Below are 14800 nucleotides of genomic sequence, written 5' to 3' on the forward strand. Positions count from 1 at the left end.
TCACTTCCGTTCCCAGGTAAGGAAACCCATCGCGTTGCCGGTGCCGGCTTCAGTGCGATAGCAGGGCTCGTAGTCGACACTGGTCACGGCGAGACCGGCTTCGTCAGCGATTCCGGCGACCGCGATCCAGTTGCGCAGCTCGGAGGCACCGGACCGCATCTCGGCGGCCGGGACGCTCGACAGGTAGCTAGCGTCGTGGTCGCGCAGGGCCTGGATGAACTCCTGGTCGAGCTTCTCGTCGATCACGAAGTGGCTGAGCCCGCCCGAAGCGACGACGCCGACCCGCAGGTCGCCGGGGAACGACCGGATCGCCCGCCCGACCGCGCGCCCGAAGTCGTAGCAGCGCTTGGCTCCCGGCGGATTCGGCTCCCAGAAGGTGTTGATGAAGATCGGCACCATCGGCAGCGTCGATTCCTGGCCGAGGAACCGCTGGTAGATGAAGCCGAAGCCGTGCGGAATGGTGTGGTTCTCGTACCGCCCGGCCGGGATGACCTCGGTGGCCCCGGTGTCGAAATCCTCGGCCTGCGTGGACTGGATGATGTGCTTGCCGAGCGCGCGGTGGGTCGGCCGCATGATCGTGCGGTCCGGGACGTCGCCGGTCGCGGCCTCGGCCAGGCCGGGAGCCATCGCGTCGAGCTGCGCCTGGGTGAAGGGCACGTGCGCGACCTCGTCGCCCCAGAACACCGAGAACGGGGCGAGCCATTCGTCGCCGTAGGTTTCCTTGTGATCGCTGGAAACGATCACGAGGACGTCGACGTCCTGGGTGCGGATGAAGTCCGCGAGCCGGTCCATCGACCGCTGACAGCTTTCCCAGCGACGTGCCATCACCTCGGGCGTGATCTCCGCGGTGAAGTCTTCACGCAGCTCGCGGAGTTCCTCGTAGCTGTACGTCTCGCCGCGGAACTTCAGCCCCTTGCTAGCGCGGTCCGCCGTGCCCCGGGTATCCCAGGCGTGCGGCGGTGGCGCCTTCAGCTGCGGTCCGTGCGAGGTGCCGAACCCGGCGACGATCTCGGTCATGACCTTCCCCCTCAGAGCTGGAAGAGCGCGCGGGCGTTGTTCTCGAGGACGTCGGCGCGTTCCTTCTCGCCGAGCCAGGCGATGTCGTCGATGAGCAGGTGGATGTCGTCGAACCAGCGGCCGGTGTCCGGGTCGATCTGCGAGCCGGTGCCGGGTTTCTCCGAGCCGAACAGCACCCGGTCGGTGCCGACGACCTTCATCAGCAGCTCTAGACTGTCCTGGGTGTACAGGCAGGAGTCGAAGTGCAGCCGGCGCAGTTTGTCCAGATAGGACACTCCGGTGCGCACCACCGACGGCAGGAAACGGCCCACCTGGTACGGAATCGCGCCGCCGCCGTGCGAGACGATCACCTTGAGGTCCGGGAAGTCCTTCAGCACGCTGGAGTTCACGAGACTCCACACCGCGATGGTTTCTTCCTGGATGAAGTGCAGGCTGTACGGCTCGCGCGCGGGCGGTTTGCACCCGGCGGCGTGCAGCAGCACCGGCACGTCGAGTTCGCACAGCACCTCGTACACCGGGTACCAGTACCGGTCGCCGAGCGCGAGCGGGGTTTCCGTGCCCTCGTACGGATCGGTGTTGAGCATCGCGCCGACGAAGCCGAGTTCGGTCACCGTGCGGCGCAGCTCAGCGGTCCAGTCGCGGGGCGTCAGGTCCGGGCTCTGCGGGAGTCCGGCGACGCCCTTGAACCGGCCGGGGAACAGTTCGGTCGCGCGGTGGATGAGGTTGTTGGTCTCCTCGGTGAACCACTGCACGAGCTTGGCCGGCCGTTCGCTGTGCATCATCTGGAACGGGCGCGGCGAGATCATCTGCAGGTCGATCCCGGCGCCGTCGAGGTGCGCCAGATGCGAGATGTCGCCGAAGCTCGGGTGCGGGTGGTGATACGCGGCGGCGAGCGCGTCGTCGCTGATGGCGGGCGGTTTGCCGCCGTGCGCGCCGCGGTGCGACAGCAGCGAGGCTTTCCAGGCGTAGTAGGCGTCCGGCGCGGACATGTGGCCGTGGACGTCGATGATCACGGGATGCTCCTTGCGGTCTCAGCCGAGCGGCTTGCTGATGAGTTCGTCGACGCGCGCGTCCGTCGCCGACGTGTCGTAGAAGCGCAGCAGCCGGGTGCGGCCCGCGCCGGGGTCGCCGCGGTGCAGGTACTCGTAAAGTTCCTGGCGCATCCCGAAACTCGAGCCGGCGAGCTCCCAGCCGAGCCGGAACAGCCGTGCCTTCTCCGCCGCTCCGATGTCGTGGCCGCGCATGTAGAGGTCCAGGAACGGACGCAGCTCCGGGTTCGCGAGGTCGGCTTCGGTCGGCTGCATGATGAGGCCGGACGCGGCGACCTGGCGCAAGATCTGCACCATCCGCGCTGAGATGTCCGCCGACCAGAAGCCGACGCCGTTGGTATTGCTCGGGGCGAGGTGCCCGCCCGGCGTCACGACGGCGTCGGCCTCGGCGCCCTTGATCGCCAGTTCGAGCGTCTGGACATACGAAATGAGCTCGCCCAGCTCTTCCTGGATGCCGCGGAAAGTGTCGACGCCGATGGAGTGCGCGAGCTTCTTCGCGACGGAGGTGAAGAACTTCATCCGGGCGAGGAAGCGGATGTGCGTGCTCTGCAGGCTCCAGACGTTGATCCGGCCGAGGCCCTTGAGCGCGCGCAGGGAGTCGCCGAGCAGAAAGATGCGTTCGCGCGGCAGGAAAACGTCGTCGAAGAACAGCATCGCGTCCTGCTCGTCGTACCGGTTGCCGAGCGGGTGCGAATGGCCGCTCTCCGGCGCGCCGAGCGGTTCGCGCAGCAGGATCTTCAGGCCCGGCGTGCTCATCGGCAGCGCGAACCAGATGACGAAGTCTTCCGCACCGCGCGCGGCGGTGACGCCGTTGAGGTACACCAGCACTTCGTGGGAGAACGGCGCGAGCGTGGCGAGTTGCTTGGCACCACGCAGGATCACGCCGTCCTCGCGCTCCTCGACCACGCGCAGGGCGAGGTCCGGGTCGTCGAGCGGGCTGGCGCTGCGGTCGATCTGCGGGTCGCCGAGGGCGTGCGTCAGGACGAGGTCGTTTTCCATGGCGAACCGGCGGTAGTCCCGGGCGTTCTGGCCGAAACCTTCGCGGTTCTGGTCGAGTTCGTCGGCGTAATCGGCGAGACCCGCCGCGACATTCGACATGAAGTCGGGCGAACGGCCGAGCTGCCCCAGGCTTTCCCGCATCCACCATTCCGACGCGGCGAATTTGGCGCGCAATTCCTCCGGGGTCTTCGGCAGCGAAAACGCGTAACTGACCTCGTTGCCCGTCTCCTCGGACTTGAACAGGGTCGCCGCCCGCCCCTCGGGGGTGGCGAACCGCAGGTCGAGCAGGCGGGCGAACTCGTCGACGGTCGGCTTCAGCGCCGGGTGCTCCGCGACATTCTCGATGCGCTTCCCGTCGAGCCAAACCTCGCGGCCGTCGTTGAGGCTCTTTTTGTACTGCTCGCCGGTCAGCGCCCCGGTGGCACCGGAAATGTCCATGTACTCCGACTCCTTTGTCTGTGACGGGCCCGCACCGGGCGACGATTCGAAGCTACGGAAATCGCGGCGCCGCGGAATCGGTCCGCTGCGGGAATCTCCGCCGCGGGCGTCCGACACCGTGTAGGAAAGTCCGACGCGGTGTCGGAAACGCTCAGCGCTGGATCGTCGGCACCGTCACCCATTGCCAGTAGGTGAACTCGTCCAGGTTCCAGTGCCCGCCGTGCCGTCCGCCGTTGCCGGACGCGCCGAGGCCGCCCATCGGGATGTGTGCGGCGTCGTAGATGGTCTGGCCGTTGAGCGCGACCATCCCGGCACGCAACCGAGAAGCGAAGCCGAGGGCGCGCGCGACGTCGCGGCTGTGGATCGCCGCGGACAGGCCGTATTCGGTCGCGTTGGCGAGTTCGAGCGCTTCTTCTTCGGTCGAGAAGCGGGTGACCGGCGCGACCGGGCCGAAGATCTCACTGCGGAAAGCCGCGTTGTCAGCGGTTACGCCGTCCAGCACGGTCGGTTGATAGAACGCGCCGTCGTGCGTGGCCCCGTGCACGACCCGCGCTCCCCCGGCGACCGCGGCCTCGACGATGCCGTGCACCCGCTCGGCCTGCGCGGTCGTGATCAGCGGGCCGAGGGTCGTCCCGGGTGCCTTCGGGTCGCCGAGCCGCAGTTTCCCCGCCGCTGCTTTGAGCCGTTCGACGTACTCGTCGGCGATGCTTTCGTGGACGAGATGCCGTCCGGTGGCCATGCAGATCTGGCCTTGGTGCCGGAAAGTCCCGCCGACGCCACCGGCGACGGCGCGGTCGAGGTCGGCGTCCGCCAGCACGATGAACGCGTTGTTGCCGCCGAGTTCGAGCACCACCCGCTTGAGCAGGCCGCCCGCGATCTCGCCGACCCGGCGGCCCGCGGCGGACGAGCCGGTGAACGAGATCGCGTTCGTGTGCGGCGAACGCACGACAGCCTCGCCGGTCGCCGCGCCACCGGGCAGCACGTGCAGTACGCCGTCCGGCAAACCGGCTTGTTCGAAGATGCGCGCGAGCACCGCGCCGCCGGAGAAAGCAGTCTTCACGTCCGGCTTGACCAGCACCGCGTTGCCCAGCGCGATTGCCGGGGCGACCGAGCGCATGGCGAGCATCAACGGCGCGTTCCAGGGCGCGATCACTCCAACGACGCCGACAGGGATCCGCCGGGCCAAACCCAGCGTCGTCGGGTCTTCCACGGGCAGGAGATCGCCCTGCGACATCGTGACCAGCCCGGCCGCGGCGATCAGTTCGTCGATCGCTTTGTCGACCTCGTGCTTGGCTTTGGCAGGCAGCGAGCCGCTTTCGCGCACAAGCACGTCCTCGACGTCGGCGCGGATGTCGCGCAACGCTTCCGCGGCGCGGGTAAGGACGTCGGCCCGCAGGCGGTACGACGCTCCGCTCCACTCGGCCTGTGCCTTCGCGGCTCGTGCTCCAGCTCGCTCGACGTCGTGCTGGTCGGCGATCCCCGCGAGGCCGACTTTCCCGCCGTCGCCCGGCGAGACAACCGGTTGCGTCCCTCCCCCTCCAGCGCGCCAACCGCCGGAGTAGATCTGCCCGTCTGCCTCGCGGATATCCCACCGGGCCATGTGCGTCGCCTGCCAATCCTGGTGCGGGTGCGGAGATCGCCGCGATGCTAGGTCGGCGCGAGCCCTCGCTTCATCGCCTCGGCGACGCAAATCCCGCGCCGGCGACTGGACACGGTGTCGGAATCACTGCCACAGCCGGTCGTTCACACGGACCTCGATCAGCCGCGGGCCGTCCTCCGGGTCCTCGGCGAGTGCGGCCCGCAGCCCGTCAACGTCGTCGACCGTCGTCGCCTTGATGCCGAACGCCTGCGCCAATGCGGATATCTCAACGCCGCTGATGTCGGTGAGCGGATACTCCGCTCGGTCGCCTCCGCTTTTCTTCAGACCGGCGACCACGGCTTGGTACTTCCCGTTGTTCACCACGAGATACGTCACCGGCAGCCGGTACCGCACGACGGTCCAGAACGCGGGCACGCCGAATTGGACGACGCCGTCGCCGACCACCGCGAGCACACGCTCGCGCCGCGCCATCGCCACGCCCGCCGCCGCACCCATTCCCCAGCCGAGCGAACCGCTCGCGGTGGCGAACAGCGAATCCGCCCGCGTGCGCTGGAGAAACCGCAGCAACGGCAGCGTCGAGGTCACCGCGTCGAGGACCAGCAGCCGTTCCCCGCCGATGACGTCCGCGAGGGTGCGCATCGCCAGCGCGGCGCTGAATTCCCCGTCCCACGGAACTTCGGCCTCCCAACGGGCTCGCCGGGCTTCGCTGTCCTTCCGCACCCGGGCAAGCCATTCGTCCCGAGAAGGCGCGCGGATCCCTTCGGCCAGTCCGCGCAGCACCGCAGCGGTGTCGCCGACAACCGCCCCGGCTGGCACGTAGCGGCGACCAGGCTCGGCGGCGTCTTCGGAGACATGCAGGATCGGGACGCCGGGCGGCAGCGCCGCGACCTCGGCCGAGAACTCCAGCGGCGTCGGCATGCCCGCCAGCACCAGCAGGTCGGCCTCCGCCAGCAGCGGCGCGCGGGGCTCGAACAATCCGGCGTAGTGCGGATGATACGTAGGGAACGACCACCGTTCGAGGTCTCTCCGGGACTCCACGAACACCGGCGCGCCAAGCCGCTCGGCCAACCGCGCCAGGTCTGCCTCGGCCCGCCGCCGGGCAACGTCCGATCCCGCGACGATCACCGGCCGCCGTGCCGCGTCGAGCAGCGCGCTCGAGTGTCGAACCGCTTCCGCGGCCGGGCCTTGCCGCGCACCCCGGCGGACCGGAGGCGCGACGCCGGGTTCGGCCGTCAGATGGTCTTGCGGGATCGTGAGAATCGCCGGTTGTTCCGGAACGATCGTGGTGTGCCACAGCGTCCGGCTGAGATCTTCCAGCAGGTCCTCCGCGCGGAGGTTCTGCCAGGCATGGCCCACGTACGGCGCGGCCGTCTCGAGCAAGCGCGGCGAGGTCGTCAACGCGCGGTGCGGGAGGGTCGCCGTCCCTTTGATGCCAGCGAGAATCGCGACGCTGCTGCGCGCGACCTGGGCCGCGTACAGATGCGCCAGGCCGTTCGCGACCCCGACGTTCGTGTGCAGGTAGGCCACGCCGATCCGTCCGGAGGCGCGCGCGTAGCCGTCGGCCATGGACACCGAGATCGCCTCGTGCGTGGTCAGCACGAACTCGGGTCCGCCTCGTCGGGTGGCAAGAGCTTCGAGCACTGGTATCTCGCTGGTGCCGGGGCAGCAGAAGACGTGCTCGACCCCCCACTGCGCCAAGGTTTCCAGCAACCGCGCGGCAGCCGTCATGCCCGGCACGCTACGCAGCACGCCGGGCCGGGCGCTCCGACGCGGCGACGGAAGAAACCCGGCGAACTGTGCGACACGGTGTCGGGATCGGAGTAGGTTGCGGTCTCGACACCCGGCGAAAGGCAAGGCGGCTCAATGACTTCTGCCCGGCACGACGGAGACACCTGGGACCTGGCGTCCAGCGTCGGCGCGACCGCGACCATGGCCGCGGCCGCCCGGGCGATCGCGACCCGCGAGGACGGCACACTGTTCTCGGACCGGTTCGCCGAACCGCTCGTCCAGGCAGTCGGCGTCGACCTGCTCGCCAAGCTGGCGTCCGGCGAGTCTGCCTCCGGCACGCTGGTCGGGCAGATCTGGATCGACGCGGCCAAGATCCGCGGCAAGTTCTACGACGAGTTCTTCCTCGGCGCGGCTGACGCGGGCCTCGCCCAGGCCGTGATCCTGGCGTCCGGATTGGATTCCCGCTCCTACCGGCTGCCCTGGCCGGACGGGACCGTGGTGTACGAGATCGACCAGGAGCCAGTGGTCGAGTTCAAGGCCCGCACCCTGGCCGAGTTGGGCGCCGAGCCCACTGCCGACCGGCGAGCGGTCGCCGTCGACCTGCGCGAAGACTGGCCCGCCGCACTGCGCGCCGCCGGTTTCGACCCGGCCCGGCCGACCGCGTGGAGCGCCGAAGGCCTGCTGGGATATCTGCCGCCCGAAGCCCAAGATCGCTTGCTGGACACCATCACCGAACTCAGCGCGCCGGGCAGCCGGGTCGCCACCGAGAACCGGCCCAACCCGCGTCCCGGCGACGAGGACAAGACGAAGGAACGCCTCGACCGCATCTCCGAGCAATGGCGCGGCGAGGGGTTCGACACCGACATGACGAGGCTGCGCTACTTCGGCGAGCGCAACGAAGCGGCTCCCTACCTGACCGGGCTCGGCTGGACGGTACGGGGAAGCACCGTCCGGGAGCTGCTCGCGGCCAACGGTCTGCCGCCGCTTCAGGACGACGATCTGCGCATGGGCGACCTTCGGTACATCACCGGCGAATTGGGCTAGCGGGTCGGCGTTCCGTGAGGGGAACCCTGAGGGACTCAGAGTCCGTCAGGGTTCCCCTCACGGACACCTGCCCTGCCCAAGTCCTTCGACCTGGGCACATCGCACCCGCAACGCCGCCTTAAGTCCCCGGCGTCGGGACAGTGGTCCGTGAAGGGCTCCTTGAGGGAATCAGAATTCCCTCAAGGAGCCCTTCACGGACTTGCAGAAACGGTAATCTGGGTACCAAGCAGGCATTTCGACAGCGCTTGCGTCCCTTATGGACAGCCATCGACCTGCGACCACGCGACTCAAATCCCTGGCATCGCAAGCTGAGCCCTCCGAGGTTCCCCTCACGGCACGCCGCGTCCTCCCCGCCACGGGCGCATCGCCAGTGGTCGAGCCATCACGCCTGGTCACACCTGGTTCGTAGCCGATTTGTGATGGTGGTCACGAGCCATACCGAGGGTTTGCCCAGCGCGTTCGCGAATCCCAAGCACAGCACCCGATCCCGAAGAGTTTTCCCGTTCGGCCGCTGACCGGGCAGGTCAACGGGAGATAACGGTTTTGTGGAGATCCGTGCGTTCCGGGCGAGGATTTGCGGGTGCTCGCCCCTGCCGACCAGGTCCGTTTCGCCTTCGAGCCGCTGTACAGCCTCTACAGCGGCTCGGCTGTCGCAGTCGAAGCGGTCGGGCATCCGGCGGCGGGCTGGGTCCAGGACCTCCTCGACGCGGCGGGCGACCAGGCCCAGCTGATCGACGCCGACCTCGACCTCGCCGCCCGAGCGGCCGCCGCGGCCCCGCAGGTCGCCGCCGGGGTGTCGCTGCATCTCAACCTGAGCGCCAGCGCCGCCGGCGCGCCCGCGGAGCGGTTCATCCCGCTGCTGCAGACCCTGGAACGCGCGGGTCGCCGTCCCGCCGACATCGTGCTGGAAGTGACCGCTCCGCTTGCCGTCCCGAACCCGGGGACCCTGCTGCAGGGCCTGCACCGGCTCCGCGACCTCGGCTTCCGGCTGGCTTTCGACCGGCTCGGCACCGCGGGCCTGCCGATGAACCTCCTCGCCGAAGCGCCGATCGAGATGATCAAGCTGGACCGTGCGACGCTGCGCCGGCTCCCGGCGAACGCGTCGACCGTCGCGCTCGTCGAGGCGCTGGTGCAGTTCGCCACCCAAACCGACTTGCGGCTCGTCGCGACGGGAATCGAGAACGACGCGGAACTCGACGTCGCGCGACGCGCCGGAATCCGTCTCGTGCAAGGGAATCTGTTCGCCACCGCCGCCCCCGAACGCGTGCTGCCCACCGCCGAACGCGGCGACCAGCCGGGCACCACGGCGGTCTCGCCCGCCGCCGGACTGCGGATTCCCGAATTCCTCCGCCAGGCCAAAACCCTGCCGGACGACGCGACCTGCGACGACGTCCACGCGATCCTCTCCGCCGAGCACGCGCCGAAGGCCATCGTCGGGCTCGACCAGCAGGCGCGTCCACAGTGGACGATCGACCGGATGCGCTTCCTGCTGGCGGTGACCGGCCGGTACGGGCACGCGCTGTACGCCGGGAAGCCCGCCGCGAAACTGGCCGGCCCGCCGCGGCTCGTCCGGATCGACACCAGCACCCGCGAACTGCTCGAGATCATCGCCGACGGCGGAGCCGAGCACAGCGGCGACGACCTCGTCGTGACCGACGCGTCCGGCCGCTACCAGGGCGTGGTGCGGCCGAACGAGGTGATGCGCCGGATGGCCGCGGTGAAGGTCGAGGCCGCGGTCGCGCTCAACCCGCTCACCCGGCTGCCCGGCAGCGACGCGATCGCACAGGACGTCGCCCGCCGCGCGGACGCCGGACGCCCGTTTGTCGTGGCCTGGCTGGACATCGACCACTTCAAGCGGCTCAACGACACCGCCGGGTTCGCCGCGGGCGACGACCTGATCCGCGCCATCGGCCGGGCGCTGACCGACCACGCCCGGCGACTCGGCGACGTCACCGTCGGCCACGTCGGCGGCGACGATTTCCTGGTCGTCTGCGGCGTAGCGGACATCACCTCGCTCGCCGACGCGGTCCTCGGCCACGGCTGGTCCGCCGACGGCGTGTCAGTCACGCTCTCCCTGGCGAGCCTCGTCCAGACCGGCGCCTCAGCGGGTTCGTACCGCGAAAGCGCGCGGCTGCTGGCGCCGTTGAAGAAGCAGGCCAAGGAGATCCCGGGCTCGAGCTGGGTCAACAGCTGGCCGGGCGCCAGCCGGGCGCAGATTCTCCGCGGCGGCAAGGAAACGAACGGCCGATCGCCGCTGCTGTTGACCCAGCAGTAGCCAGCAGTTCGTCCGCAGTCAGCAGCGCGTGCAACCTTCCGATGCGCGACCGCGCGGCTGGACCGAGCTGATCGACCAGTACCGCACAACCAACCAACTCCGCACCCGCCTCCACCACCAAATCGCGCACCGCCAGCGCCTGACTGCCCGTCTCGATCCAGTCGTCCACCGGCACTGCTCGGTCGCCCGGAGACAGCGCCGACCGCAACGCGCCCTCCGCCCGCTCCGCTCCCCACCCGACCACACCGAGAAATCGCCCCGGTTTCTGGACTGAGCGATCCGATCGGCCCCCCGGGCCGAGCGGATCGGGAGGGAAGAAACCGGATGAAGGCGATTTCTCCGCCGCGACGAAGTCGCGGCAATCAAACACATCAATCAAACACCATGCCGAGCGCGCGCCTCCGCACTCTGCGGCGCGAACAGGTTCACCAGGTTGCCGTCCGGATCGCGGAAGAGCAGCGAGCGGTTGCCCCACGGCATCGTCGTCGGCTCCTGCACCACCTCCGCGAGCAGCGGCCGGAGCCGGGCGAACTCGCGGTCCACGTCCTCGACCTGGAATTCCAGGATGACGGTCCGGTTCGACTCCGGCACCGCCGCGCCCGCGCTGAACAGCGTCATCGTCTCGGCGCTGCCGATCGCCAGGGTCGCGGTCTCGCCGACGAACTCGGCGAACTGCTTCGCCGGGCGGCTCGCGACGAGGCCGGTCACCTGCTCGTAGAAGGACGTCAGACGGTCGATGTCACCGGTGATGATCCGGACGGAAGTCAACTGCACGGCCAGTTCCTCTCTCGTTGCTCAGTGGCCACGCTAGAAGCAATAGTGGACAGGATCCGCCCGGTATTGCGAGAATTCTCCGCATGACCCGGCCGATCGCCCGCGTGCTGGCGCTGCTGGAGATCCTCCAGGGCGGCGGCACCCGGACCGTCGCCGAACTCGCGGGACGGCTCGACGTGGACGAGCGCACTGTCCGCCGGTACGTCGAGCACCTGCTCGACCTGGACATTCCGGTTCGCTCCGTGCGCGGCCGCTACGGCGGGTACCGGCTCGCGCCCGGCTACCGGATGCCGCCGCTGATGCTCACCGACGAGGAGGCGCTCGCGGTCCTGCTGGGGCTGGTCGCGGGCCGCCGCGCGGGGCTGGTCACCACGTCGGTCGCGGCTGCGGAAAGTGCGGTGGCGAAGGTCCGCCGGGTGCTGCCCGAGGCGCTCGGGCGTCGGCTCGACGCGCTGCTGGAGGTCGCCGACTTCACCGCACCCGCGCGGGCCGCGCTCACCGCCGAGGCCGAAGTGCTGCTCGCGGTCGCCGAGGCCGCGCGCGACCAGCGGCCGATCAGACTCGCCTACACCGCCGCGCACGGCCGGAGCAGCGAACGCGTCGTCGAGCCCTACGGGGTCGTGGCGCATTCCGGCCGTTGGTATCTCACCGGCTTCGACTCCAGTGCCGGGCAGGTGCGCACGTTCCGTGTCGACCGCATCGAACGGGCCGAACCGCAGGACGGAACCTTCAGCGCCCCAACGGATTTCGACCCGATGCGGCAGGTGCTCACCGGCATCGCCGAAGCACCGCATCGACACGACGTAGCGGTGCGGATCGACGCGACCGCGGAGGAGATCCGCGCGGTGTTCCCGCCGTCCATCGCCATCCTGGAGGCGGACGGCGCGTGGACGCGGGCGTGCATCCGGGCCGAACGCCTCGACTGGATCCCGCCCCGGCTCGCCGCGCTCGACCGGCCGTTCGTCATCGAGCAGCCGGACGCCCTCCGCGACCGGATGCGCGCCCTCGCCGACCGGCTGACCGGTTACGCCGGATCAGACTCCAGCGCGACGTCCAGCAACGCGCCCAGCTCATCCAACTGAGCCGCCGAAAGCCGGTCGAACGACGTCCTCACCACCACGTCCGCCAGTTCCTGCCCAGCCGACCGCAGCTCAGCGCCCTTCTCCGTCAGCCGATGCCGCACCGCGCGACCCGGCCCGGGCACCCGCTCGATCAGGCCGCGGTCGACCATCCGCCCGGCCAGCGTGCCGAAGGACTGGTCGGTCTGGAAGGTCAGCACGGCGAGGTCGTGCAGCGACGCATCCGGGTGATTGTCCAAGTGCCGCAACGTGTCCCACTGCACCAGCGACAGGCCGAGCGGCTGCAACGCCTGGCTCAGCGCGCGGTGATGGCGGTGCTGCAGGCGCTTGACGGCCAATGCGACGTCGGCGTGGCGGTACTTCATGGCCGGGAGCCTACCTCGTTCAAGACAGGTTGCTTATATCAACTTCCTTATATAAGGTTCCTGATATGACTTCCTCCCGGATCCTCCAGTTCCAGTCCACCGGCCCGGTCGAGATCGCCGTCCAGGACCACGACCGCACCCGGACCTTCCTGCTGCTGCACGGCGGAGGCGGCGTCGCGACGATGGCCGGTTTCGCCGACCTGCTGGCCGAACGCACGCGCTCGCGAGTCCTGCTCCCCACCCACCCCGGCTTCAACAGCACGCCGAAAGCCACCGAGCTCACCGACGTCACCGCACTGGCCAAGGCGTACGTCGCGCTGCTCGACCACCTCGACGTCTCGGATGTCACGGTGGTCGGCAACTCCTTCGGCGGCTGGCTGGCCGCGGAAATCGCCCTGCTGCACAGCCCGCGAGTCAGCCGCGCGGTGGTCGTCGACGGCATCGGCATCGAGGTCGACGGCCATCCGCTGGCCGACGTCCGCGGCAAGACGGTCGCCGAAATCCAGCAGTTCTCGTTCCACGACCCGGCGAAGGCGCCGACCCCGCCGTCCGGCAGCAGCGGCCCGAGCCCGGACGTCGCGGCGCTGGTGGGCTACACCGGCCCGGCGATGACCGACCCGACCCTGATCGAACGGCTGGGCACCGCCGAAATCCCCGTTCACGTCCTGTGGGGCGAAAGCGACCGCATCGCCGATCCGCGGTACGGCGAGGCGTACGCCGCCGCGATCCCGGGCTCGACGTTCACCGTGCTTCCTCGCACGGGACATTTGCCGCAGGTCGAAACTCCGGAAGAACTGCTCGAAGCGCTGCTCGCCTTCGACGCCTGACCGCGCCTGCGGGTTAAATAGCGGCGAGCGCAAAGGGGGATTGTCATGACCACCGCACTGATCGTCGGCGACATCCAGCGAGGCATCACCGACGGCTACCCGTTCGCCCGTCAGGTCGTGCCGCCGCTCGCCGACCTGCTGCCGCGTGCCCGCAAGAACGACGCACTCGTCGTATTCGTGCATTTCGCCATGCGGGACAACGGAACCGACCTGCCCGACGGCGCGCTGTACCGCTCCTTCTTCGACGCCGGAGACGCTTTCCACGAGGGTTCGCCGGGCACTGAACTGACGCTGCCGGTCGCCGAAGAGGACGTCGTCGTCCTGAAGCGCCGGGCCAGCGCGTTCGCCGGAACGGATCTCGACCTGGTGCTGCGTGCCCGGGGCATCCGCGACGTCGCGATCGCCGGGGTCGCGACCAGCGCGATGGTCACCGCGACGTGCTACGACGCGGCGGACCGCGGCTACGGGGTGACCGTGCTGCGCGACGGATGCGCCGACAGCGACCAGGACGTCAACGACTTCCTGCTGGACAAAGTGTTCCCCAGCCGGGGATTCGAGGTCGTGACCTGTGCCGAGTGGACCGGAAGGACCGCGTGAGCGCACTGTCGCCGCTGGTCAGCGCAGTGAGATAAGCCCGGCTGGCATCCGGGCGGCACCAGTTTCGCGACGTCGGCGAAGTCCGCTACTCTCAGTACGGCAACTATCACCGTGTCAGCACGCGGGAGGTACGCGTCGTGGCCGACGCAGTCAACGCACCGCCGGGAGTCAACCCGGACCAGTCGAGCGCCGCCCGCGTTTACGACTATCTGCTGGGCGGGAAAGACAATTACGAGATCGACCGGCAGGTCGCCAGGGAAGCCGCCCGGGTGATGCCGGACATCGCGGAGACCGCGCGGGTCAACCGGCATCTGATGACCCGGATCTGCCGGTTCCTCGCTTATCACGCGGGCGTCCGCCAGTACATCGACTGCGGTTCCGGCATGCCGACCGCGGAGAACGTGCACCAGATCGTGCAGCGCGCGGATTCGGGCACGAAGGTCGTCTACGTCGACTACGACCCGGTGGTGGCCAGCCACGGACGGGCGCTGCTCGACGAAAACGAGTTCACCGAATACATCCAGGCGGATTTCTTCGACCCGCCGAGCATTCTCGACCACCCGACGGTCACCGAGCACCTCGACTGGGACCAGCCGATCGCGGTGCTGTTCCTGCTCGCCCTGCACCACCAGACCGGCGACCGCGAGGTACCGGCGAAGGTGACGAAGGAATTCATCGACCGGCTCCCGTCCGGTTCGTACGTGGCGATCTCGCACCTGCTCGACGCGCACGACGGCTCCGCGGACGACGAAGCGGTGCAGGGCATCATCGAATCGATCCACAACGGATCGATGAAGGACGTCTCGTCCCGCACCCGGGCCGAGATCAAGGAACTGTTCCACGACATGGAGCTGATCCCGAGCGGACCGAACAAGCCCGCGGAAATCGTGCCGGTGGTCGAATGGTGGCCGGACGGCCCGCTGCTGGGTTCCCCGACGGTCGCCCAGCGGATCGTGGCGGTCGGGGTCGCGCGGAAACCCTGACGGCACACCAGGTTCGCAGGCGGGC

Annotated in this window: 13 protein-coding genes; 6 read left to right on the plus strand and 7 right to left on the minus strand. The window is 69.2% G+C overall.

All coding sequences use genetic code 11. From position 1 onward, the window contains the following. The 5 genes from ACFORO_RS20945 to ACFORO_RS20965 all read right to left on the minus strand — a co-directional run bounded on the left by ACFORO_RS20945 (position 1) and on the right by ACFORO_RS20965 (position 6831). Positions 1–1017: a DODA-type extradiol aromatic ring-opening family dioxygenase gene (locus ACFORO_RS20945; RefSeq protein WP_377873809.1), complete on the minus strand. Its 1017-nt coding sequence runs from the start codon at positions 1015–1017 to the stop codon at positions 1–3. 11 nt (positions 1018–1028) lie between these two features. Then, complete coding sequence (locus ACFORO_RS20950; RefSeq protein WP_377873810.1) at positions 1029–2030, minus strand: amidohydrolase family protein; 1002 nt, start codon at positions 2028–2030, stop codon at positions 1029–1031. A gap of 18 nt (positions 2031–2048) precedes the next feature. Then, the gene (locus ACFORO_RS20955) at positions 2049–3503 is read right to left on the minus strand and encodes a 4-hydroxyphenylacetate 3-hydroxylase family protein (protein ID WP_377873811.1); all 1455 of its coding nucleotides are present in this window, start codon (positions 3501–3503) and stop codon (positions 2049–2051) included. Between the two features lie 151 nt (positions 3504–3654). Continuing rightward, on the minus strand, positions 3655–5103 hold the full coding sequence (locus ACFORO_RS20960) for an aldehyde dehydrogenase family protein (RefSeq protein ID WP_377873812.1): 1449 nt from the start codon (positions 5101–5103) through the stop codon (positions 3655–3657). Between the two features lie 123 nt (positions 5104–5226). After that, positions 5227–6831, minus strand: a complete 1605-nt coding sequence (locus ACFORO_RS20965; RefSeq protein WP_377873813.1) for a thiamine pyrophosphate-binding protein — start codon at positions 6829–6831, stop codon at positions 5227–5229. Between the two features lie 135 nt (positions 6832–6966). On the opposite strand from ACFORO_RS20965, the gene ACFORO_RS20970 reads away from it, so the two are divergent. Then, a complete protein-coding gene (locus ACFORO_RS20970; RefSeq protein ID WP_377873814.1) occupies positions 6967–7875 on the plus strand; it encodes an SAM-dependent methyltransferase in 909 nt (302 codons plus the stop codon). Positions 7876–8455: 580 nt separating this feature from the next. Continuing rightward, positions 8456–10150: a bifunctional diguanylate cyclase/phosphodiesterase gene (locus tag ACFORO_RS20975; protein WP_377873815.1), complete on the plus strand. Its 1695-nt coding sequence runs from the start codon at positions 8456–8458 to the stop codon at positions 10148–10150. Positions 10151–10525: 375 nt separating this feature from the next. Here the strand turns inward: ACFORO_RS20975 and ACFORO_RS20980 are convergent, their stop codons facing one another. Then, positions 10526–10924 carry a VOC family protein gene (locus ACFORO_RS20980; RefSeq protein WP_377873816.1) on the minus strand — a complete coding sequence of 133 codons (399 nt, stop codon included), beginning with the start codon at positions 10922–10924 and terminating at the stop codon, positions 10526–10528. Positions 10925–11007: 83 nt separating this feature from the next. Between ACFORO_RS20980 and ACFORO_RS20985 the strand changes: the two genes are divergently transcribed. Then, complete coding sequence (locus ACFORO_RS20985) at positions 11008–12006, plus strand: helix-turn-helix transcriptional regulator (protein ID WP_377873817.1); 999 nt, start codon at positions 11008–11010, stop codon at positions 12004–12006. Here ACFORO_RS20985 and ACFORO_RS20990 read toward each other — a convergent pair. Further along, positions 11949–12368, minus strand: coding sequence for a MarR family winged helix-turn-helix transcriptional regulator (locus tag ACFORO_RS20990; protein ID WP_377873818.1), 420 nt, complete (start codon positions 12366–12368; stop codon positions 11949–11951). The genes ACFORO_RS20985 and ACFORO_RS20990 overlap by 58 nt on opposite strands. 65 nt (positions 12369–12433) lie before the next feature. Between ACFORO_RS20990 and ACFORO_RS20995 the strand changes: the two genes are divergently transcribed. The 3 genes from ACFORO_RS20995 to ACFORO_RS21005 all read left to right on the plus strand — a co-directional run bounded on the left by ACFORO_RS20995 (position 12434) and on the right by ACFORO_RS21005 (position 14775). Beyond that, on the plus strand, positions 12434–13195 hold the full coding sequence (locus ACFORO_RS20995; protein ID WP_377873819.1) for an alpha/beta fold hydrolase: 762 nt from the start codon (positions 12434–12436) through the stop codon (positions 13193–13195). 45 nt (positions 13196–13240) lie between these two features. Next, on the plus strand, positions 13241–13792 hold the full coding sequence (locus ACFORO_RS21000; RefSeq protein WP_377873820.1) for a cysteine hydrolase family protein: 552 nt from the start codon (positions 13241–13243) through the stop codon (positions 13790–13792). Between the two features lie 137 nt (positions 13793–13929). Beyond that, positions 13930–14775 carry an SAM-dependent methyltransferase gene (locus tag ACFORO_RS21005; protein WP_377873821.1) on the plus strand — a complete coding sequence of 282 codons (846 nt, stop codon included), beginning with the start codon at positions 13930–13932 and terminating at the stop codon, positions 14773–14775. Positions 14776–14800 lie beyond the last annotated feature (25 nt).

Source organism: Amycolatopsis halotolerans (assembly GCF_042647905.1).
Taxonomy (GTDB): Bacteria; Actinomycetota; Actinomycetes; order Mycobacteriales; family Pseudonocardiaceae; genus Amycolatopsis; species Amycolatopsis halotolerans.